Genomic DNA, 20,684 nt, shown 5'->3' with positions numbered 1-20,684 from the left:
GCGTGTAAGCCTACATCCCGTCCTCGACGCGCCAGGAGATGATGCGTGCTTCCGTCTCAGCGTGCGTGCGCCGATCAAGCGTGACGTGCACGTAGCGCAGCGCGAGCTGCTCCACCAGCCCGCCGCCCCACTCGGCCACCACCACGGCCTCCTCGAGGGCGCTGTCCAGGTCGAGGGCGTCGAGCTCACCTAGCGGGTCGTCGCCAAGCCGGTATGCGTCGACATGCACCAGCGAGGGGCCATTGCCTATCGACGAATGCTCCCGCGCAATCACGAACGTCGGGCTTGTCACCCTGCCTTTGACCCCCATACCCCTCGCGATGCCCTGCGTGAAGGTGGTCTTGCCCGCGCCGAGCGGGCCGTCGAGCACAACGAGGTCGCCCGCATCGAGCGCCGCGCCCAGCTCTTCACCGAGCTTTTGCGTATCCGCGGTACCTTCGCACAGCCGCTCGCCCTGCTCCGGAAAAATCGACTTCATCTACTTGCCTTCCCCGATGTACGTGCGGGTGGTGCGACCGCGCGGGGCGCAGACCACCTCGTAGTTGATGGTGCCGGCGCGGTTGGCCAGCGCGGTGGCGTCGCCGAAAATTACGGCCTCATCGCCCGCGGCGACGTGAGCGTCGTTGTCGCCGAGCCAGACCACGATCTGATCCATGGACACCCGGCCCACCTGTGGGTAGGCCCGGCCCGCAATGTCGACCTCCACCGCGCCCTGCCAGGAGCGCTGCACCCCGTCCGCGTAGCCCGCCGGGATGACGGCGGTGAACCCGTCCACCGGCGCCTCCCAGGTGCGCGCGTAGCTGGTGGCCTCGCCTTTGCGCATCGGCTTGACCGCGACCACCGGCGCCGACCAGGTCATCGCGGGTTTGAGCCCGTGGTCGAGTCCATCGACCGGCTCCAGGCCGTACAGGCTCACCCCCGGCCGGACCATGTCGAAGTGCAGGTCCGGTCGGGTCCAGGTCGCCGGCGAGTTCGCCGCGTGGTTGCGCGGCACCTCAAGGCCCACCTGGCGGGCATGGGCGATCGCGCGGCGAAACGCGGCGGCCTGCTGGTCGGTGTACGGGTCCGCCGGGTCGTCGGCGCAGCTCAGGTGCGTCATCAGCCCCGCGACCGTGAGCTTGCCTTTGCGCTGCGCGTCCAGGGCGAGCTCGAAAGCCTCCTGCCAGCGGACCTCATCGATGCCGGAGCGGTGCATCCCCGTGTCCACCTTGAGGTAGGCGGTGGGCGCCGTTGGTGCGTCGATAAGCGATTGCAAATGCGTAAACGACGGAACCCCCACGTCGACCCCGGCCGGGAGCTCCTCCTGCGGGTCCCACAGCCACGCCAGCACCGGCTTCGTAGTCAACTCGCGCACCCGACGCGCCTCCGCGAACGTGGCCACGCCGAACGCGTCCGCGCCGCCCGCCTCCATCACCGGCACGCAGCGCTCGACGCCGTGGTTGTAGGCGTCCGCCTTGACCACGCACATCAGCTCCGCCGACGTTTGCTCGCGCAGGCGGCGGGTGTTGTGCGCGATTGCGTCCAGATCGATCGTTGTTCTCAGCACGGGCCTATTACATCACGTGAGTGACGCCCAACACGATGAGCAGCACCGCCACCGACCACGTCGCCGCGGCCGTGACCTGGTCGGGGTGGGCGCGCGCCCAGTCGAAGCCGCGCGCCGCCGCGCTGTGCGGCTTCGCGCGCACCCAGCCCACGGCCAACGCGGCGAGTGTGGGCAGCGACAGCGCCACCGTGGCGTAGAGCGGGATCGCGGCGTAGCGCACCTGCGCCTCGAGGCCGGCCGCCGACAACAGCGCGAGCCCGCCGTAAAACGGCATCGACGTGGCCGACTGAATCAGGCCGAGTACCACGCCGGTGGCCACCGTAGCCGGACCTGGGATGTGCAGCGGGCGCATGATCTTCTGCGTCAGCGCCTGGTTGTCGCCGCCGCGCAGCGCCAGGAAGGCGGTGAGGATGCCGGTGGCGATGAGCAAAATGCCGAACACCGGGCCCTCGACGAAGCGCTGCACCACCGGGCCCAGGCCGTCGAAAATCACCAGCATGATCAGTGCCAAGCCGGCCACACCGCACCAATCGCCCGCGATCAGCAGCGCCGTGGTCTTGGCGTAGTTGCGCCGCGCGGCGATGCCCACCGCGACGATGACGCCGATGAGAAGCAGATTCACCGAATCAATGAACGCCAGCTGCAAAGCACCGAGCATCCGACCTCCTGTGTGTGCGGGGTAGCCTGGCAATGTCGGACTCACCCTAGTCGAGGAAAGATTGCAGTAGGATAGCCCGCGTGTCTGCGAAGCTGAAGAAACTCTCCGACCTATCCAAGCGCGGCCCGCACCGCGTGCTGGAAGGCGACCTGGGCTACACCGGCCTGCCCGGCAAGGTCTACACCCCCGCCGAAGGCAAGAACCTGCCCGGCGTGGCGTTCGGCCACGACTGGCTCAAGGACGTCGCCGCCTACGAGGACACCCTGCGCCACCTGGCCAGCTGGGGCATCGCCGTGGCCGCGCCGGACACCGAAACCGGCTTCAAGCCCGACCACGCCGGCCTGGCCGCCGACCTGGAAACCGCCATGCAGATCCTCGGCGGCGTGCGCCTGGGCAACGGCAACATCTCCGTCTCCCCGGGCAAGCTCGGCATCGTCGGCCACGGCATGGGCGGCGGTGCCGCCGTGCTCGCCGCGGTGGACAACCCGAAGGCGAAGGCCGTGGCGGCGGTGTACCCGGCCAACGTGGCACCGTCCGCAGTCGAGGCGGCGCGCAACCTGTTCGTCCCCGGCATGGTCGTCGGCCCCGGCGAAGACGGCGACTCGCTGTTCGACCCCGGCAACCCCGCCAAGCTGGCCTACAACTGGGCCGGCGAAGTGGTCTACCGCGCGCCGAAGAAGGGCGACCAGCAGTCCTTCTCCGAAGACAACTTGGTCAAGCGCATCCTCGGCCTGGGCAAGTCCGACCGCGGCCTGCAGGAGACCATCCGCGGCCTGCTCGTGGGCTACCTGCTGCACCAGCTCGACGAAGACAAGTCGTATGCCTCCTACTCCGAGCCTGACGCCGAAGGCTCCGGCGTGGGATCCCTGACCGGCGAGAAGCTGTCCAAGGCCGCCGGCCTAGCGCGCGACAACGCCGGCTTCTCCCTGTTCTAGCTCCCGGCTACACGACGGGGTTTTCGCCGTTCGGGCCAATCGCGCGCAGCACCGCCTGGATCTGCTGCTTCTGCGACTTCTGCGCAGCGTTACGACGAGGCCGCGGCATACTGTAATCCCCCCGTGGCACCGTCACCGGCTGCCGCGGCATGGTCTCCCGGGCCCGCGCGTGGTGCTTGGCGGTCATCTCCATCTTCTGCTGCGTTTCCTTCATCAACGCCTCGAAATCCGCCATTCGCTTCGCGGTACGCCTCTGGTACTGGGCCACAAACTGCTCGAAATCCATCGTTACCACTCCCCTGACTTCTTCATTGCCCACGGATCAGCATCCACCCCGCCGGTGTCGCCCGTGTCGCCAGCATCTCCTGCCTGCGCTGGCTGCGTTTCCAGATTCTCCAGCTTCTTCGGCGGCGGCGTCGGCTCCTCCACCTGCGACAGCTCCGGCGGCGGAGCGATCACACCGTCATCTGCGGGCGCGGGCGGAGGCGGTGGCGGTTCCGGCTCGCACTCCGGCTCAGGCTCGGGTTCTGGCTCCGGCTCGGGTTCTGGCTCCGGCTCGGGCTCGCACTCCGGCGTCGCCGCCGGCTCGGTCGGGCAGTCCTCCAGCGCCGTCTCGTCGACGTCGAGCGTCGCCTCCAGGTTCGCCTCCAACGTCAGCCCCAGCGTCAGCTCCAGGCCCAAATCGGCACTATCGCTGGACGAGGCGCTGCGAGAAGCTTCATCGGAAATGCTGGCGGCGGCGGGGCGGGTGCTGACGTCGCAAGGCGAATGCGTATTCTCCCCGAAGTCCACCGGCGGGGCGGGCTGCTCAGCGGCCGCAGTGTCGACGCGGGTGGCGACCTCCCCCAGGCATTCCTTGATCACGCAGTTGCGGTCGCTGGCGGTCTCGCGCGCGCTGCGCAGCGCCTCGATGACCATCTCCACCGCCGGCTGGATCAACTGCACAATCCCGCAGTTCAGCACGATGTCGAGCATGCGTCGCGCCGGCTCCAGCAGGGCACGCACCGCAGACTCCGCGGTGGCCACAATCGTTTTGATCGCCTCCCCGCACTGCCCAATGCTCTCCCCGGCAGTTTTTGCGCGATCGAAATGCTCGGATTCGCGTGTTTCGTCGCAAAGCTCACGCTCGCGGATGCCCACCTCGTCGAACCAAGCGCTCTCATCGCACGAGCACGTCCGCGCCGGCGTCTCCGGGCGCTGCCCACCCGCAGACAACCGCAGGCCAGCGGCCAGAAACGCGCTCAAATCAAGCCCGTCGGTCTCCGCGACCTGCTCCAACAGCTCGCCGGCCAGGCCGTGCACCGCGGCGCGCTGCGCCGGCCCCACCTCCGGCGCGACATCAACCGCGCACACCAGCGACTGGACGTCGTCTTTCACCGCCGCCATCATGCGTTCTCCACCCCACCCGCAATCGACTCTAAGAACTCGGATGAGAGCTGGTCGGCGGCTACAGTGGCGTCGCTAAGCAAAAGCACCTGCTCCCAATTCTCCCCGCGCGCCGCGAGGAAACGCTGCGACGTGGAATGCAACGCCTCCAACGCATCCACGATGCGCTGGCCCTCCCGCGCAAAGCCCGCGCCGAACGCCGACGCGGCAACCACCGGCCGCCCAGCGTCGAGCTCGCGCGCGGCGCCACGGTACGCGTCGATAGCCTCTGTGTACTTCGTGCGCACCGCATCGATATCGATGTCGAGCGCCCCAACATGTGTCATATGCCCACCCCCGAAAGGCTCGCAGTTGAACTGTCTTACCTTTACTTAGACTCCCCCAATGCCCCGGCGGTTCCCTGCCGGGGCAAAAAACTTTTACCGCCGATAAACCTACACCGCGGCAACGACCGCCGCGAGGCGACCGGCAACCTTGCGCGCCTGCTCCTCCTCAGCGGCCTCCACCATGACGCGGAACAGCTCCTCCGTGCCAGACGGGCGCAGCAACACGCGGCCGGCATCGCCCAGCTCAGCCTCCGCCTCGGCGATGGCGTCTTTGACGGACTGGTCCTCCAAGATCAGCGCCTTGTTGGACACCGGCACGTTGATCAGCGTCTGCGGCAGCACCGTCATCACCTCCGCCAGACCGGCGAGCGCCTTGCCGGTCTCCGCCATGCGCTCCATGAGCATGAGGCCGGACAGCACGCCGTCGCCAGTGGTGGCGTGGGCCGGCACCACGATGTGGCCGGACTGCTCGCCGCCCAGGGAGAAATCGCCGTTACTCAGTTCCTCGAGCACGTAACGGTCGCCCACCTTCGTCTCGCGCACCGAGATGCCCTCGCGCTCCATGGCCAGCTTCAGGCCCAGGTTGCTCATCACCGTGGCGACGAGCGTGTTGTCCTTCAGGCTGTTGGACTCCTTCATGCCGGTGGCGAGGATGGCCATGATCTGGTCACCGTCGACGACGTTACCCTGCGCGTCCACGGCCAGGCAGCGATCCGCGTCGCCGTCGTGCGCCAGGCCCAGGTCCGCGCCGTGTTCGACCACGGCCGCCTGAATCTGGTCCATGTGGGTGGAGCCGGAGCCGTCGTTGATGTTGTAGGCGTTCGGCGTGTTGTGGATGGCGGTGACCTCCGCACCAGCGGCCGCGTATGCCTTCGGGGCGACCTCGGAGGCAGCACCGTTGGCGCAGTCCACCACGACCTTGATGCCGCTGAGCGGCTCAGTGATGGCCTCTTTGAGGTGGGCGAGGTAGCGCTCCTGCGCGTCCGGCGCTTCCTCGATCACGCGCCCGATGGCGGTGCCGGTCGGGCCCGTTTCCTCCAGCACGGCCATGGCGCGCTCGATTTCGTCTTCGATGTCGTCCGGCAGCTTCTTGCCGCCGGCGGCGAAGAACTTGATGCCGTTGTCCGGCATCGGGTTGTGGGACGCGGAGATCATCACGCCGATGTCGGCGCCGTAGTCGTCGGTGAGAAACGCCAGGCCCGGCGTGGGGATGACGCCGACGCGCAGTACGTCCACGCCTTTCGACGCCATACCGGCCGCCATCGCGGCAGCAAGCATCTCGCCGGAGACACGCGGGTCCCGGCCGATCAGCGCGATCGGGCGGCGCTTCTCCGAGCCGCGGTCCTTGGTCAGCACGGTCGCAGCCGCGGCGCCGAGCTTGAGGGCAAGTGATGCGGTGAGGGCCTCGTTAGCCAGGCCGCGGACACCGTCAGTTCCGAACAATCGAGTCATGCGCACAATTATGCACTTGCCTATCGACGATCGCTCCGCCACCCCAACTTCCGCGCAATTTAACCTGGCGTTTTGCGAGTTATCCACAGGGGTGATGTTGCGAATTCCACAGGGCGGGCCGGGGTGGGGTTGCGTTGGGTTTAGGGTCTGTGGCCATGAACTCGTTCGACGCATTCATCCAGGCGATGTCCGCAGTATCCATGGAGACACTGCGGCACTTCGACCTGCCCGTTGCCCTTGCTGCCGGGATGGCGCCGGATCGGGCGCGTGCGTGGGATCAGATGCAGGACGTCTACTACGGAAAAACGAAATTCACCCGCAAGCAATCGGAAGCCGCGCAGAAAGCCCGCGGGTTCTCCCTCGACGAACTCGGGCTGATCGAACGACGTGTTGCCGTGGTGAAGGATGCCGGCGAGCGGTGGCGGCTGCGGCTGGAACTGTTGGATGTCACCGGCGGGTACCGCGCGATCGAACGCGCCGCACGAGAGATCATCCCCCGCGACGACACCACCCCGACAAAGAAACAGGTGGCGTTCTCGCAACCGAAAAACGGGCGGGCGCGCATCACCATCGACACCACCGACCGCAAAGCAGCCGACTTAGAGCACCGCCTGCGCCAAGACATCGACGCCACGCTGCCGGCGGCGGCGCAGATGGAGGATGCGTTTTGGCGCATCGTCGAAGGTAAGGCTGGCGGGGTGGTCGCCGCCGCGCCACGGCCGATCGTGCTGGTGCCGATCACCGAGCACGCACGCATCATGGCGGGAGACGGCGACGACGTCATCCTGACGCTGACTGACGGCACCATCATGACGGGTGCGGAGTACCTCCAGCAAGAGTTCGGCGAGGCACTCGAGGTCGCAGCCTTCCACCCCGAGGAAGGCGCGGTGAACCTCTACGACACCGAACGCTTCGCCAACCAGAAACAGCGCGATATGGCCTGCATGGTCTCACCCGTGTGCGCCTTCGCAGGCTGCCGCCACGGGGCGTATGCTTCCGAGATCCACCACGTGACAGCGTGGAAACACGGCGGGCTGACCAACATGGACAACCTGGTGCCGCTATGCAGGTATCACAATCGGATCAACGACGATGACCCCTGGCGCAACAAACGCGGCCGCATCACCATGATCAGAGGCGCGCCCTGGTGGGTCTCACCCCGCGGGTACCACATCAAAAACACCGACCGCGGAGCACTCGACCAACTCTTCGGACCACCAAGCACCTAGCAACGCGAAACGCCGCCGCCCAAACGGACGACGGCGTACAACGCACGCGTAGAAGCGATTAACGCTTGGAGTACTGCGGTGCGCGACGGGCCTTGTGCAGACCTGCCTTCTTGCGCTCCACGGCACGGGCGTCACGGGTGAGCAGGCCAGCCTTCTTCAGGGTGGTGCGCTCAGCTGGGTTGTAGACGTTCAGTGCGCGGGCGATAGCCAGGCGCAGAGCACCGGACTGGCCGGTCGGGCCGCCACCGGAGATGTTGGCCTTGATGTCGAACTGGCCCTCGCGCTCGAGCAGGGTCAGCGGGGTGAGGATGTCCTGCTGGTGCAGCTTGTTCGGGAAGTAGTCCTCGAACTCGCGGCCGTTGACGGTGATCTTGCCCTCGCCCTCGACGACGGTCACGCGGGCGATGGCGCGCTTACGGCGGCCAACGGTCTGGATCGGACCCTCGTGCAGCGGAGCGGCCTCAACGGTCTCCTCGGTTGCCTCAGCCTCGGGGGCGATGGCGTCGCCGATGGTGTAGTTGAACTCCTCGGTCGCGGCGGTTGCGGCGTCGACGTCGGTGCCCAGGGACTCAGCGGTGTTTTCGAAGTTGTTCGGCTCGGTCATTACTGTGCCACCTGCTTAAACTCGTAGGTTTCCGGCTGCTGGCCAGCGTACGGGTGCTCGGCACCGACGAAGACGTGCAGCTTCTTGATGGACTGACGGGAAAGCTTGTTGTGCGGCATCATGCCCTTGACAGCTTCCTCGATCACGCGATCCGGACGCTCGTCCAGCGCGCGGCCCAGGGTCATGGACTTCAGACCACCCGGGTAGCCGGAGTGGCGGTAACGCATCTCGCGCTCGCGCTTGTTGGAGGAGATGTGGATCTTGTCGGCGTTGATCACGATGACGTGGTCGCCGGTGTCGACGTTCGGTGCGTACTGCGGCTTGTGCTTACCGCGCAGGATGTCTGCGACGGTGGAAGCAAGCTTGCCCAGCACCACGTCGGTTGCGTCGATGACGTACCACTTGCGGGTGATGTCACCGCTCTTCGGGTGGTAAGTAGACATGCATGACTCCTTAAAGTCTGTCTAGATGGCTGCCGGCCAAAACTTCGTCTGCCCCTTTGCGCTTCACGGCGGCCGGTGGAGACCCGAAAAGCGCATCCGGCGGGACACACAGGGATAACACCCTACGGCACGCTTGACCGAAAACAAAAAAGTGCCGCCGCAGGTGATTCCCCCATCACCTGCGGCGGCACGTCCCCCCGTATCCCCCGAGCGGTTGCGCCGCGGGCCGTGTGAAGCCGTGCCCGTCCCCCGATGAAAACGGCCCCTTGCACGGCCTGCGACGCAAGTCTTGTTGTGTTCTAGCCCCAGCTGTTCGCCGCTGCGTTGTTGACGGCGAGCATGGTGGTGTTGCCGTCTTCCACGGTGTTGGCGATCTGGTTGAGGATCTGGTTCAGATCCTGCGCGGCCTGGTCCCACTTGGCCTGGTGCGCCTGGTAGGCCGCGGCTGCGGTGCCTTCCCAGGTCTGCGCCATGGGCTGGAGCATCTGCTTGAGTTCGGCCAGGTCGCCGTTGATGCGGGAGGCGGAGGCGCGCATGTCCTCTGCGGCGCCGGCGATCTGCGCGAAATCGTACTTGATCTGCATTGTTTCCCCTTTACAGTGCGAGTCCGCCGGCGATCTGGCGGAGGCTGTCGGTGTTGGTGGCGTCGGTGGTTTCGTAGTTCTTGGCGTTGTCGCGGATGTTCACGGCGATCGCGCTCAGTGCTTCAGACAATCGCCTTTGGGCATCGTCGTAACGCAGCATCAAGTCGTCGAAGCTGCGCTGCGCGTTGCCCACCCAGTAGCCGCGGGTGGCTTCGGCGACTTGCTGCACGCGGTCGATTTCGCGGTTGACGTCGGCGTTGGTGTCGTCGGTGCGGTCTGCAGCGGCGCGCATGACCTCGGCTTCGGTTGCGAACTGCTCCATGTTCTCTTTCCCCCTCGTTGTGTGTTGGGACGGACAACTTCTGTGCTGTCCGTATATCTGACTGACGTTTAGCTCTTTCGGTTCCATCGTTTTCAAAACTTTTTTATGGACCCACGTCAGCCCCCTTATATTCAGCGGATTCCATGGCCATGCGGCAGGTGGCGCGTTGCACGACGGTGGGTTCGGTGCGCGTGTGGCAGCCCACGAACAGCTGCACGGTCCCGTTGGGCCAGGTTTTCCACAGCGATTGCGAGCCGTCGCCGGCGCGCTCCAGGTAGGTCACGGAGATGCCGTCTGTGTCGACGAGTTCGACCTCCGGGTCGGTTTCGATGTCGGCAAGAAGTTGGTCGGCCATCGTGCGCGCTGGCAGCTGGTAGAGGTGCTCGACGGCGATCTGCAGGCGGAAGTTGGGGTCGCTTCCTGTGGCGCGCCACATGTCGTCGTCGGCTTCGAGGGTGAAGCCTGCGGGGAGTTGGACGGTTAAGCCGTCGCGCTCAATGCTTATCGACGACTGCTCCGCCTCTTCCTCCTCCTGCGCAGGAGACGACACTGGAGTTGATTGCGTCTCCGGCGGCTGCGACGGTGGCGGTTCCGCCTCTCCCGACGACTGCGCTTTCCCGCTAGTCAGACCCCAAATCACTGCGGCGCAGGCGAGGGCGACTGCGGCGACGACGGCGGCGATGATCCACACGCCGGAGCGCGATTCCTGCTCGGGCGGTGGTGGTCGGTGGAAGGGTTCCGGGGTGTCGTCGGGTGTGGGCGCGACGGGTTGGAGGGGCTCGGTGGTCAGGTCGATGTCGTAGTCGGCGAGTGCGTGTGTGAGCTCGCTGAGGCGTTGTGGGTCGGCTGCGATGTGCACCGGCGCGCCGTGCGGGTCGGGGCCGAGCACGCTGCGGACGGTGCCGGCGATTTCGCGGCTGGTGGGCGCGTCGAAGCGGTGGATGTTGGCTGCACCGGTGATCACGGTGGATGCGTCGGTGGCGGTGATGCGCAGCTCGGTCATTGTGCCTCCGGGAGTTGGACGGTGCCGCGCGCTTCGCCATGGATCCAGGTGGCGCGGCCGGGTTGTTGCGGGCTGGGCCGCACGCCGAAGATGGCGCCTTCGTCGCGGGTGCCGTCCATGAGCAGCACGTCGGGCTGCAGGTCCTTCAGCGCGGTCAAAAACGGCCCGAACAGGGCGCGCGAGACGCCGCCGAATTTGCGGGCTGCCACGACGTGCAGGCCGATGTCGCGCGCGTGCGGCAGAAGATCCGCGATCGGCCGGAGCGGGTCTTCGCCGACGAGTTCGTAGTCGTCGATGATCAGATACAGCTCGGGACCCGACCACCAGGACCGCTTTCGCAGCTGCTCCGGGGTCACCTCAGCGCTGGGCAGGCGCGACTGCAGCGTGACGGCGAGCGATTTGGCGGCCTGCGTGATCGCGCTGGTGGATGCGGCGTACGCGGCGACCATGTCCTCGTCGGCGCGGCCGAGGTGCGCGCGCTTCGGGTCGAGCACCACCATCCGGGCGGCCTCGCGGCCCATGTGCTCCACCGCGGCGATTGTGCTGGCGATGAAGGTGGATTTCCCGCAGCCGCCAGCGCCGATGACGAGGATGTGCCCGGAGGAGTACACGGGTTCGAGGGCGGGGCCGCCGATGCCGAGGGGGATCCTTTGGCCGTCGAGAAGCGAGTGCGTAGCCACGGCCTCCGGCAGCACCCGCAACTTCTCCACCGGCGCCTGGTCGGCGGTGGCCGCGAGGTGGGCGATGTCCTCGCCGCTGGTGAAGACGAGCTGGACGGTTTTGCCGTCCGGGGTCAGGCCGCGGCCGGGCGTGGCGGGCAGCTTCTCTTGGTGTTTGCGGTTGATCAACGAGTCCATCGGTTCTGTCAGCCGCAGCTCGAGGCGGGTGCCGATGAGGTCGCGCACGTTCGGGCGGATCGCGCTCCAGCGCTGGGTGGTCACCACGAGGTGGATGCCGGCGTCGGGGCCTTCGGAGGCGATGCGGGCGAGCGGTTCGCGCAGGTCCTCGTCGAGGGCGTGCCAGCCGTCGACAACCAGCATGACAGGCCGCGGGTGGTCGAGGAACCCGGTGACTTCGTCGACGATGCGGCGGGTGCGCTCGGCGTCTTTCATGCTGGCCACGCCGGCGACATGCGGCAGCGCCTCGAGCTCCGGTACGTCGCCGATGACGTAGACGGCCAACCCCTCGCGCATGTGCGTGGCCACGATGCTCCGCACCGCCATCGTTTTGCCCGTCTGCGGCCCGCCCGCGATGGCGACGTGCCCGCCGGCGGTATCCAGGTCCAAGTGGAAGGGGGTCTGGCGCTGCTTGAAGGGTTCGTCGATAAGCCCGAGCGCCCCGTGCGCCTGCGACAGCGGGATGCGCTCCGGCAGCGGCGGCAGCCACACCTGGTGCGCGTGCATGCCGCGGGCATCGGCGACCTCGCGGGCCTTAGCCACCACCGCGTCCAGCAGCGTGGTGGAGCGGTCCTCCTCAACGTAGGCGGTGGGCGCCAGTTCGATCTCGTTGCCGGTGAACAGCCGCACGTGCTGCTCGCCGGGGTGCTCAACCACCGTGCGCGTCAGCGGGCCGGAGACGTAGGCCGCGCGGAAGCGGGTCAGCTCCATGCCGGCTTTGAGGTAGCCGGACCCGGGCTCGCCGGGCAGCTCGTAGGCGTCCGGCACGCCGAGGACTTGGCGGGACTCGCCGGCGGAGAACGTCTTCAGGCCGATGCGGTAGGACAGGTGCGAATCCAGCCCGCGCAACTTGCCCTCCTCCAGCCGCTGCGAGGCGAGCAAAAGGTGCACGCCCAGCGAACGGCCGAGCCTGCCCACCGCCACGAACAGGTCCGCAAAGTGTGGGTGCTGGGTGAGCAGCTCGGTGAACTCGTCGACCACGATGACCAGCGACGGCAGCGTGTTGCCCGCCTTGGTGTAGTCCGTGATGTTGGCGAAATTGCCGGCGGCCCGCAGCAGTTCCTGGCGGCGGTGCATCTCGCCGGAAATGGCGTCGAACATGCGCTCCACCAGCACCGCCTCGTCCTCCAAGTTGGTGATCACCGCGGCGGTGTGCGGCAGCGACTCACAGCCCAAAAACGTCGCGCCGCCTTTGAAGTCCACGAGTACAAAGTTCAGCTCGTCCGGCGAGTGCGTCGCCGCCAGCGCCACCACCAGGGTCCGCAGCAGCTCCGACTTACCGGAGCCCGTCGCCCCGATGCACAGCCCGTGCGGGCCCATCCCGCCCAGCGCCGCCTCCTTCAAATCCAGGTACACCGGATGGCCGTCGGGAGTCGCGCCGATGGGCACGGTCAGCTTGTTGCGCACCCCCGGCCACATCGTGTGCGCATCCAGCGCATCGACGTCCGGCACACCCAGCATGGACAGAAAATCCCCGCCAGCCTCCACCGCCCCGTCGGGGCGGCGATAAAAGCCTAAGTGCCTAGCGACGAACTCCGCCTCCGCATCCGTGAACCTATCCGGCACGCCCAGCTGCTCCACCCCCTGCGCCGTGACAGCTTCCAGCACGTCGGTGCAGACCAGGTGGAACGCGTCCGGGTCGGCGAAGAAGTCCGGGTCGTCGTGGATGGTCACCACCAGGTCGGAGTCGGTGGGTGCGGGAGAGGCGTGGCCGTCGATAAGCGAGATGCGAAACGCCCCGTCGCTGCGCGCGTGCGGCAGCCACTTCGCCCAGGCGAACGGCGCGTCTATGCGGACCTTTTCCGGGCCGTAGAAAAACGCCAGCTGGCACACGATCGAGCGCGCCACATCGGCCGCCGCCGGCCCGGCGAGCGTGATCGCGTCGAACGCGTCGAGCTGGACCAGCATCGGCATGCCCGGCACCGTGCTCACCGCCGCTACGGCGCGGCGCAGGCTCACCGCGCACACCGGGTCCAAATCCTCGGGGCTGCCGGGGTCGTCCACGTCCACCGGGGTGCACAGCGCGCCCGCACCGGTGCCCAGCCGCACCGTCGGGGCGCCTGCACGCTCCCAGATGCGCTCCACCGGCACCGCGGCCACCAGCTCGCCCGGCGCGGGGTGCAGCGCGGTGGCGTGCGTGCGCTGCGTCGCGGCGTTCGCGCGGGCTTTCTTCGCCAGCGCGTCCAGGTGGCGCAGGTAGACGCGGCGGGTCTCGTCGATGTCGCCCTGCTTTTCCTGCGGGTTGAACATGCCGACGAGCCCGAAGAGCATCATCAGCGGAAAGATCAGCATCATCGGGCTCACAGCGCGGCCGGAGGTGGCCATGAGCACCATCACCGCGCCGACTGCCACCACCATCACCACCGGCAGCAGGATCTTTATCACCGGCGGCGACTGCGGCTTTTGCGCCGCGGGCACGGGCTCGGCGCGCAAGGTGCCGGTCGGCGGCGGCGCGGCGTCGATCGCGGCGTCTGGTGCGCCGGTTGTTGGTGCGAGCACTTGGTCGTAGTCGAGGCCAAGCATCGTGGATTCTCCCCCCTTGTGTTTTCCCACAGTTCCCCCGAACTGTGGACGCGCTGAGGATTGTAGGCCATACTGTGTCCCGTCGCGCGGCGAATGGGGGCCGCGCCTGATATTTCGGGGGTTTGAAAGTTGGTTGCAACGTCTGCGCACCACATCGTGCGCGTTACTGTCCGCATTTCGGTTGTCGCGTTCCACCGCGACATCGACGTCACGCTGCCGACGTCGTCGACGCTTTCGGAGGTGCTGCCGGAACTCGCGCGCCTGGTGGAGCTGCCGGAGGTGCACCGCCCGTGGCAAGCCACCACCGCGGGCGGAGTAGTGCTGGATATGCACACGCCGCTGTACGCGCTCAAGCTTCACGACGGCGCCACCGTCTCCCTCCACCCCCAAGAACCCACGCCCCCGCCGGTGGTGCGCGACGCGGCCGACGCTCTGGCCGGGGCAGCCGAGTCGGCACGGCAGATTCGCGGGTTGGACGCGGCGGCGACGTTCGCGGGTCTGACGGCGGTGCTCCTGCTTGCGCGGGTGTTTGCGCCGTGGCCGGTCGCGTTGGGTGCGGTGGCGCTGTTGGCGTTGGTGGTGGCGTCGATTGGCAGGTCGCGCCCGGCGTTTGCTCCCGTGCCGCTGCTGGCGGGGCTCGCCGCGGGCGTGTGGGTTGCCGGTGGCGGCGATGCGCCCTCGCTTGGGCTCGGGGCGCTGGCGGCGCTGCTCACGGCGGCAGTGGCCGTCGGCATCGGCGTCGCGCTGGGGTTGGCCGGGGCGGCGCAGGTGGCGTTCACGGCCGCGGTCTGCGTGCTTGGCGGCGCCGGGGCGGCCGGCGTGTGGCTGCCGGGCCCGCTCGCCCCGCCCGCGCTGACGGTGCTGACGGGGGTGCTCGGGGTGGTGGCCACGCCCGGCGCGGCCACCCGCGCGGCGGGGTTGGTGGTGCCGCGGGTGCCCACCGCCGGCGAAGAGTTCGACCGTTCCGACGACTACCAACGCGACGTGGACGCCCGCAGCGCCGCCGCTGCCATCATCGCCTCCGCCATCTCGGCGGCGATCGCCGCGTGCTGCGTGCCGGCGCTTTGGTGGCTGGGCCGGGCCGGCGGGGCGTGGACGTTCGCATTCTGCCTGGGGGTGGCGGCGGCGCTGGTGGTCTACGCCTCGCGCCAGCACTGGGCTGTGCCGCGGGCCTGCCTGACCGCGGTGGCCCTTTCCGCCGTCATCGCCGCCGCGGCCGCCGCCGCGAAGACCGGGCACCCGGCGTGCATCGCCGTCGCCGCGCTCGCTGCCATCGCTGCCGCGGCGACGGTCGCGTGGGCGCCGCGCGTGCCGGATGTGGAGCCGACCACCATCGTGTGGTTCGAGCGCGCCGAGATCGCCGCCACCATCGCCGTGATCCCGCTGGCGGTGCACTTAACCGGGTTGTTCGGCCTGATCCGGGGGCTCTAAGATGCGCAAACTCACCGCCATCGCTCTGTTCGCGCTGAGCCTCACACCGGTGTCTGCTTCCGCCCAGGATGTGGCGTGCGCGGTGCCGGCGCTCGTCGATAAGCCTGCTGCTTCCCCCGCGACCGAAAACCTGCGGGAGTTCGCCACCGGCGCCGGGGTGCGCGTGGCGGTGATCGACACCGGGGTCGCGCCGCACCCCGAGATCGCCCACTTGCGCGGCGGCCGCGACTTCGTCGCCGCGGACGCGCTGCACGACTGCGACAACCACGGCACCGCCGTCGCCGGGGTGATCGCCGGGCGCACCCTCGGCATCGCCCCGGACGCGGAGATCATCTCGGTCCGGCAGACCTCGGCGCACTACCGCGACGTTGACGCCGGTAACCTACAAACGCTCACCGACGCGATCCACAACGCCCTCGACGAGGGCGCGAGCGTGCTCAACATTTCCGTCGTGTCCTGCCTGGAACCCGGATTCGCGGCGCGCATCGACACCTCCGGCATCACCGGCGCCCTCCACCGCGCCGAGGCGCAAGGCGCGGTGGTCGTTGCCGCCGCCGGCAACGCGGGGCCCGACTGCGAACCCGGCTTCGAGGTTTTCCCCGCCCTCTTCCCCACCGTGCTCGCGGTGGCCGCGCGCGCAAACGACCACACCCTCGCCGACTACTCCCTGCCCGCCGCGCTGTCTGCGCCGGGGCATGTCCCGGCCGCGCTCGCGCCGGGCGGGTGGGCAGAGGGCACGCTGGAAAAAGACGGGGTTCGCCCCTACGCTGGCACGAGCTTCGCCACCCCGGTGGTCAGCGGCACCGTGGCGCTGTTGCAGTCGCGCTACCCCGGCATTACTCCGGAGCATGTGCGCTCGCTGATCGACGCCTCCGCTCAACCCGGCGGCGGCGCGATCGATCCGCTTGCCGCGCTGACCCAACTAACACCGCACGAGCTGGCGGACCGCCCGACGGCGCAGGTGCGCGCCGTCGATAAGCAGCCCAACGCGGCCGTGGGCAGGCTCGGATTGCTCGCCGGGGCGGCGCTCGCCATGGCGGCCCTGGTGGTCGCGCTGCGCGCCGGCCGACGGTAATACGGACCTAATAGGTCGCCTGAAGCGCCGAGTCGCGCGTAAGCTCCGCGCCCTCCGGCAGCAAGGCGACGATCTCCCACGGCACGTCCTCCACGTGCGCCGCGCCCACTGTGGCCAGGGTTTCCGCGTCCGGTGCGCGGTGGCGCAGCCCGTTGGCGGAGACCACGTGGAACCCGTGGCCCGAATCCACCCCGACGGAGCCGCCATCCAACCCCGCGAAATGGGTGGCCACGGACGTTCCCGAAAGCTCAATGCCCTCCGGCACCTCGTCTACGGTTGCCCCGCCGCGGCCCTGGTCCACGCACGCTAGGTGCGGCTCCATCCACCGCGGCCGCTCCCCCGGCAGGCGCAGTTCCTCCTCGGCGTCCGGGTAAGACGCCAGGCTCTCACGGCTCGCGACGGCGGCCTTCGCTCCCGCATCCAGCAGGATGGTGCGCTGGGTGGCGGTGATCGGTTGGATGCGGCCGTCTAAAAGCGCCCAGGAAGTATCGTCCGCGTCGATGATCTGCGGCAGCGGATCCGGCAGCGCCGCCGGCGGCAACTCCTGCAACGCCGAGATGACCTGCGTCGGCGGCGACCACCGGGGCGTGTCCGGGGTGATTCCCAGCGCTCGGCGGATCACGCGGCCCTGCGGGGTGTTCGCCTCCGGCAGCAAGCGCCGCCCCTGGGCGGTGACGACCCACTCGCGGGTGGCATCGGCGGCGAGGACTGCGGCGTCGATAGGCAATGGCTCCGGAGCCTCACCCGCAACCACCGTGATCGTGTCCGCGCCGCACACCGACCAGCTGGCCAAACGCGTGCCTTCGGGCGCGAACATGCCTGGTGCTGCGACGATGCCCACCGGCACACCGCGCGGCAACTCGGCGAGTTTCTCGTCGCCGATGCGCGCCGGCTCAGCCGCCTGGCCGGCGATCAAGCGCGCCGACGCCAAGTTCGTCACCGGGTGCGCCGCCGCCCCCACGCGCACGTACAGTGTGCCGTCCGTGGCGCGCACAATCGGCGCATCCCCCGGATCAGCGTTCGGACGCATCCACGCAAACAGCCCCATCACGCCCGCGATCATCACCACCGCCGCGGTGCCGAAAATGGTCGCACGGCGCCGCGCGGCCAGCGGATCGTGGATCATGCGGATATCGCCGAAGATCAGGCCGTGTTCCATACGTCGGCGCATGAACTTGTGCCCCGACACCTGGGCACGCGTGGTTGGCAAAAGCTTCGCCATGACAATTCCCCTCCCCCGAGAAAAACACCTGGCGCAAAGCTTACTGCGCAGTACCGGCCTCCGCGAGCGCAAACAGCTCGTCGGAGCCGTTCTCCTGCCCGTCTGCGACCATGTCCTCCAGCTCCGCCTTACTGAACTGGCTGTTCACCGCGAAGATCGCCGTGGAGCCCTTGCGGTAGACGGGTGTGACGCCTTCTGAAACCCAGAAGTCGCGCAGCATCTCGTACGGCGGGTACTGGTAGTGCCAGAACGCGCCGGGGCTGAGCAGGAAGAACTTCACGTTCAAGTTCTCCACCGTCTCGTCGACGAGGTTGTGCTCGCCTTCGCCGATGAAGTCGGCGTTCCAGTACATGATGTCGCCGTTGGTGCCGCGGCCGCCGTTGGGCCACAGGTAGTGGCGGTTCAACGTGGGCACGCCGTTGTAGGCGTACATCCAGGAGTAGCCGTCGGCGGGGTCGCCGGCGGTCAGGCCCTCCCAGGCGGCGGGTTGGGTGGCTAGCCAGTCGAAGGCTTCGAGGTCGTCGGCGTCGACCATGCGGTCGATGACGCGGGCGGCGGCGTAGGTTTTCTCGGCGCCGTGGTCGGTGTGCTCGCGGATCATCGGGACCGCCGCGGAGGCGACGATGCAGGCGACGACGATGCTCGCGATCGCGGAGGTGCGCTCGCCTTTCGCATACCGCTTTGCGACGGGCGCTGCCGTGACCACGCGAATGCCCGCCGCCACGGCGATAGCGGCCGACGCGGTGACCGCCATGACCACCGGCATGATCAGGCGGTGGCCGGTGCTGTAATGCAGGTTGCCCACGTAGTCGAGCAGGTGGCCGAGGGTGTTGTCGAACGAAACTAAGGCGTTGGCGGTAATGGCCAAAGACACCGCGTAGAAGAGCACCGGCCAGATCTGGCGGCGCCACAGCAGGCACACCACGGCGCCAGCGGCGGCGAGCCACAGCAGCACGGTGGCGTCGTACGCCGGGAAGAATTGCAACACGTGGCGCGTTTCCATCCGCGCCGCTGTGCCCCACGCCCCGCCGACGCCGAGGGTTTCCTCGGGGCGCCAAGAGGCCACCTCGCCCGCTTGGGCGGAGCCGGCGAGCACCTGCGGGACGAACATGGCGACGCCGGCGACGGCGGGCAGCGCGATCCACAGCGTGTCCGTCAGCCGCGTGCGCTCCGGGGAGATCAAGGTGGAGGTCAGCCAGTAGAACCCGACTGCGAGCACCACGATGGTGACTGCGGACGGGTGCACGCACAGCACAGCCACGAACGCGAGTGCGGCGGGCAGGGCGCTGGCGCGCCGGCGCGGCACGGTGATAAGCAGCCACGTCACGGTGCCGGTGAGTGCTACGGCGAGTAGGTATGGCCACATGCCCACGTAGTCCGGGATCCAGAACAGCTGCGGGGCGGCGTACCCCATGATGGCCGCGAGCGCCGCCGCGATCTGCGCCGTGACTCCGGTGGAGCGCAAAAACGCGAACGCCAGGCACGCGAGCGTGACCGGCAGCGCCAGCGCGGGCAGCACGGCCGAGGCGATGTTCAGCGCCGGGATGGGGTCCAGGCCCGCCGTTTCCCCGAACAGGGCAATACCTGCGTGGTAGGCGGACGGGTAGAACAGCTTCAGCTGCGACTCCACGTTTTGCAGCTCGCCCATCCGGGTGGCCGAGGCGATGCCGTCGTCCATGATGAAGCGCACCAGGTTGGCGTGCCACTGCACGTCCCACCCCTGGACGATATTGAAAACACCGTTGGGCATGCGCTCGAGCCAGCGCAGCCTGTCCGACGCCGCCATGAACGCCCCCACGCCAACGCCGGCGGCGGGCAGCACCCAGTACGGATCGGCGATGCTGCCCTTTCGCACGTCGCCGGGAAACAGCGCTCGGCGCCAGCTCACTGCCCCGCCGCGGCGGGCCCGGCGCACGAACAGGTACCGCCATGCCGCGGCCGCTAGAAGGGCCACGACCATGCTCACGCCGAACGTCCACAGGTTAAAGGGCGCACTGGTCAGCCCCCAGAACCAGGAAGTCACGCCGAACAGGCCGAAGGTCACAGGCAGCGCGGCCGCGCCTGCGGCCGGGGCTTTCATGCCGGCGACCCAGGAAAACACAAAGCCGGGGAGGGTGAAAAACACCACGGCGAACCACGCGGCTGCGACTGTGGTCATGGCACCTCCCGGTTCTGATGTAACCCAAGCATGCTACATCTCGCGGGTGGCTCTGGTCGCTTCGGCTCGCGCCGCCAGTTCGCTATCTTCCGGGTATTCCACGCCCACCAATGTCAGTCCGCGGGCGGGGGCGAGGGGGACGTCGGGCGAGCGGGCGTCGAGAAGCAAAAGCTCCTCCGGCCACTGGGGTGCGCGCCTGCCTTCGCCGACGGTGAGGCAGGTGGCCACGAGTGCGCGGACCATGTTCCAGCAGAACGCGTCGGCGGTGATTCGCGCCTCAAACAGGTGCGGCTCGACTTCGCGCCAGGTGAAGCTATGCACCTCGCGGATGGTGGTGCCGTGCTTCTTCGGGCGGCAAAACGCGGCGAAGTTGTTCAGGCCGACCAGTGCGTCGGCGCAGGCTTGCACCGCGCCCAAGTCCACGGGTTTCGGCCAGACGGCGGTGTCTCTCGCGCGGGTGGGCATGGCACCTGCGGGATGGGTGGTCACCCGGTAGCAGTAGGTGCGGGTCAGGGCGGAAAAGCGGGCGTCGAAGCCCGCGGGGGCTTCCGCGACGCCGAACACGCGGACGTCTTCAGGGAGCAATTTTGCTAATCGACGCACCAGCCGCCCCGGATCCCCGTCAATCGATCGTTGGTTGAGCGACTCCGCCGGAATGTCCGTGTGCGCGACCTGCCCGGCGGCGTGCACGCCCGCGTCGGTGCGGCCGGCGACAGTGAGCGCCACGTCAGTTCGCAAGACGAGTGAGAGCGCGTCCTCAATGGTCTGCTGGACGGTGCGCAGATCCCCCTTTTGGCGGGCCCAGCCGTGGAAGTCGGTGCCGTTGTAGGCGATGTCCAGGCGCAGGCGCAGCGTGTTGTCCATGGTGAGGCATTGTATCGCCGGAAATGG

The 20,684-nt window shown here is 68.3% G+C and carries 20 protein-coding genes; 4 read left to right on the top strand and 16 right to left on the bottom strand.

What is annotated here, in order from left to right:
- Positions 1-10 precede the first annotated feature (10 nt).
- Genes tsaE through CAFEA_RS02020 form a run of 3 tightly spaced genes read right to left on the bottom strand, consistent with a single transcriptional unit; the run spans position 11 to position 2,204 of the window.
- Positions 11-478: a tRNA (adenosine(37)-N6)-threonylcarbamoyltransferase complex ATPase subunit type 1 TsaE gene (gene tsaE / locus CAFEA_RS02030; protein ID WP_063937540.1), complete on the bottom strand. Its 468-nt coding sequence runs from the start codon at positions 476-478 to the stop codon at positions 11-13.
- Entirely contained in the window at positions 479-1,546 is a 1,068-nt protein-coding gene (alr, locus tag CAFEA_RS02025; RefSeq protein ID WP_063937541.1) for an alanine racemase, read from the bottom strand.
- 7 nt (positions 1,547-1,553) lie between these two features.
- On the bottom strand, positions 1,554-2,204 hold the full coding sequence (locus tag CAFEA_RS02020; protein ID WP_034997318.1) for a GAP family protein: 651 nt from the start codon (positions 2,202-2,204) through the stop codon (positions 1,554-1,556).
- An 80-nt stretch (positions 2,205-2,284) separates the two neighbouring features.
- Here CAFEA_RS02020 and CAFEA_RS02015 point away from each other — a divergent pair, with 80 nt between their 5' ends.
- Positions 2,285-3,139: a dienelactone hydrolase family protein gene (locus CAFEA_RS02015; protein ID WP_063937542.1), complete on the top strand. Its 855-nt coding sequence runs from the start codon at positions 2,285-2,287 to the stop codon at positions 3,137-3,139.
- A 7-nt stretch (positions 3,140-3,146) separates the two neighbouring features.
- Here the strand turns inward: CAFEA_RS02015 and CAFEA_RS02010 are convergent, their stop codons facing one another.
- From CAFEA_RS02010 to glmM, 4 genes are all read right to left on the bottom strand, one after another.
- Positions 3,147-3,425, bottom strand: a complete 279-nt coding sequence (locus tag CAFEA_RS02010) for a hypothetical protein (protein ID WP_034997315.1) — start codon at positions 3,423-3,425, stop codon at positions 3,147-3,149.
- 2 nt (positions 3,426-3,427) lie between these two features.
- Positions 3,428-4,525 carry a hypothetical protein gene (locus CAFEA_RS02005; RefSeq protein WP_063937543.1) on the bottom strand — a complete coding sequence of 366 codons (1,098 nt, stop codon included), beginning with the start codon at positions 4,523-4,525 and terminating at the stop codon, positions 3,428-3,430.
- Entirely contained in the window at positions 4,525-4,851 is a 327-nt protein-coding gene (locus CAFEA_RS02000; protein ID WP_063937544.1) for a hypothetical protein, read from the bottom strand. The genes CAFEA_RS02005 and CAFEA_RS02000 overlap by 1 nt, the downstream gene beginning before the upstream one ends.
- A gap of 108 nt (positions 4,852-4,959) precedes the next feature.
- Positions 4,960-6,303 carry a phosphoglucosamine mutase gene (gene glmM, locus CAFEA_RS01995; RefSeq protein WP_063937545.1) on the bottom strand — a complete coding sequence of 448 codons (1,344 nt, stop codon included), beginning with the start codon at positions 6,301-6,303 and terminating at the stop codon, positions 4,960-4,962.
- Between the two features lie 155 nt (positions 6,304-6,458).
- On the opposite strand from glmM, the gene CAFEA_RS01990 reads away from it, so the two are divergent.
- Positions 6,459-7,532: an HNH endonuclease signature motif containing protein gene (locus CAFEA_RS01990; RefSeq protein ID WP_063937546.1), complete on the top strand. Its 1,074-nt coding sequence runs from the start codon at positions 6,459-6,461 to the stop codon at positions 7,530-7,532.
- A 58-nt stretch (positions 7,533-7,590) separates the two neighbouring features.
- On the opposite strand, the gene rpsI is transcribed toward CAFEA_RS01990, so the two are convergent.
- The 6 genes from rpsI to eccCb all read right to left on the bottom strand — a co-directional run bounded on the left by rpsI (position 7,591) and on the right by eccCb (position 13,907).
- Positions 7,591-8,136, bottom strand: a complete 546-nt coding sequence (rpsI, locus tag CAFEA_RS01985; RefSeq protein WP_034997311.1) for a 30S ribosomal protein S9 — start codon at positions 8,134-8,136, stop codon at positions 7,591-7,593.
- Positions 8,136-8,579, bottom strand: a complete 444-nt coding sequence (gene rplM, locus CAFEA_RS01980; protein WP_034997310.1) for a 50S ribosomal protein L13 — start codon at positions 8,577-8,579, stop codon at positions 8,136-8,138. Before rplM ends, rpsI begins: the two co-directional genes overlap by 1 nt.
- A gap of 299 nt (positions 8,580-8,878) precedes the next feature.
- Positions 8,879-9,163: a WXG100 family type VII secretion target gene (locus tag CAFEA_RS01975; RefSeq protein ID WP_034997309.1), complete on the bottom strand. Its 285-nt coding sequence runs from the start codon at positions 9,161-9,163 to the stop codon at positions 8,879-8,881.
- Between the two features lie 10 nt (positions 9,164-9,173).
- Entirely contained in the window at positions 9,174-9,485 is a 312-nt protein-coding gene (locus CAFEA_RS01970) for a WXG100 family type VII secretion target (RefSeq protein WP_034997307.1), read from the bottom strand.
- Between the two features lie 103 nt (positions 9,486-9,588).
- Complete coding sequence (locus CAFEA_RS01965) at positions 9,589-10,488, bottom strand: type VII secretion-associated protein (protein WP_034997306.1); 900 nt, start codon at positions 10,486-10,488, stop codon at positions 9,589-9,591.
- Positions 10,485-13,907: a type VII secretion protein EccCb gene (gene eccCb, locus CAFEA_RS01960; protein WP_063937547.1), complete on the bottom strand. Its 3,423-nt coding sequence runs from the start codon at positions 13,905-13,907 to the stop codon at positions 10,485-10,487. Before eccCb ends, CAFEA_RS01965 begins: the two co-directional genes overlap by 4 nt.
- Before the next feature lie 129 nt (positions 13,908-14,036).
- Here eccCb and eccD point away from each other — a divergent pair, with 129 nt between their 5' ends.
- Positions 14,037-15,338: a type VII secretion integral membrane protein EccD gene (eccD, locus tag CAFEA_RS01955; RefSeq protein WP_063937548.1), complete on the top strand. Its 1,302-nt coding sequence runs from the start codon at positions 14,037-14,039 to the stop codon at positions 15,336-15,338.
- A gap of 1 nt (position 15,339) precedes the next feature.
- Positions 15,340-16,413 (top strand): S8 family serine peptidase, encoded by a 1,074-nt coding sequence (locus CAFEA_RS01950; RefSeq protein WP_063937549.1) that lies wholly within the window; start codon positions 15,340-15,342, stop codon positions 16,411-16,413.
- A gap of 7 nt (positions 16,414-16,420) precedes the next feature.
- Here the strand turns inward: CAFEA_RS01950 and eccB are convergent, their stop codons facing one another.
- From eccB to truA, 3 genes are read right to left on the bottom strand one after another with little or no spacing between them, the layout of a single operon-like run.
- Entirely contained in the window at positions 16,421-17,635 is a 1,215-nt protein-coding gene (eccB, locus tag CAFEA_RS01945; protein ID WP_063937550.1) for a type VII secretion protein EccB, read from the bottom strand.
- A 40-nt stretch (positions 17,636-17,675) separates the two neighbouring features.
- Complete coding sequence (locus CAFEA_RS01940) at positions 17,676-19,793, bottom strand: DUF6541 family protein (RefSeq protein ID WP_063937551.1); 2,118 nt, start codon at positions 19,791-19,793, stop codon at positions 17,676-17,678.
- 33 nt (positions 19,794-19,826) lie between these two features.
- Positions 19,827-20,657 (bottom strand): tRNA pseudouridine(38-40) synthase TruA, encoded by an 831-nt coding sequence (truA, locus tag CAFEA_RS01935; RefSeq protein ID WP_063937552.1) that lies wholly within the window; start codon positions 20,655-20,657, stop codon positions 19,827-19,829.
- Positions 20,658-20,684 lie beyond the last annotated feature (27 nt).

Source organism: Corynebacterium afermentans subsp. afermentans, from assembly GCF_030408355.1.
In the GTDB taxonomy this organism is placed as follows: Bacteria; Actinomycetota; Actinomycetes; order Mycobacteriales; family Mycobacteriaceae; genus Corynebacterium; species Corynebacterium afermentans.
The sequence above is the reverse complement of the archived record's forward strand: the minus strand, read 5'-3'. Positions and strand labels throughout refer to the sequence as shown.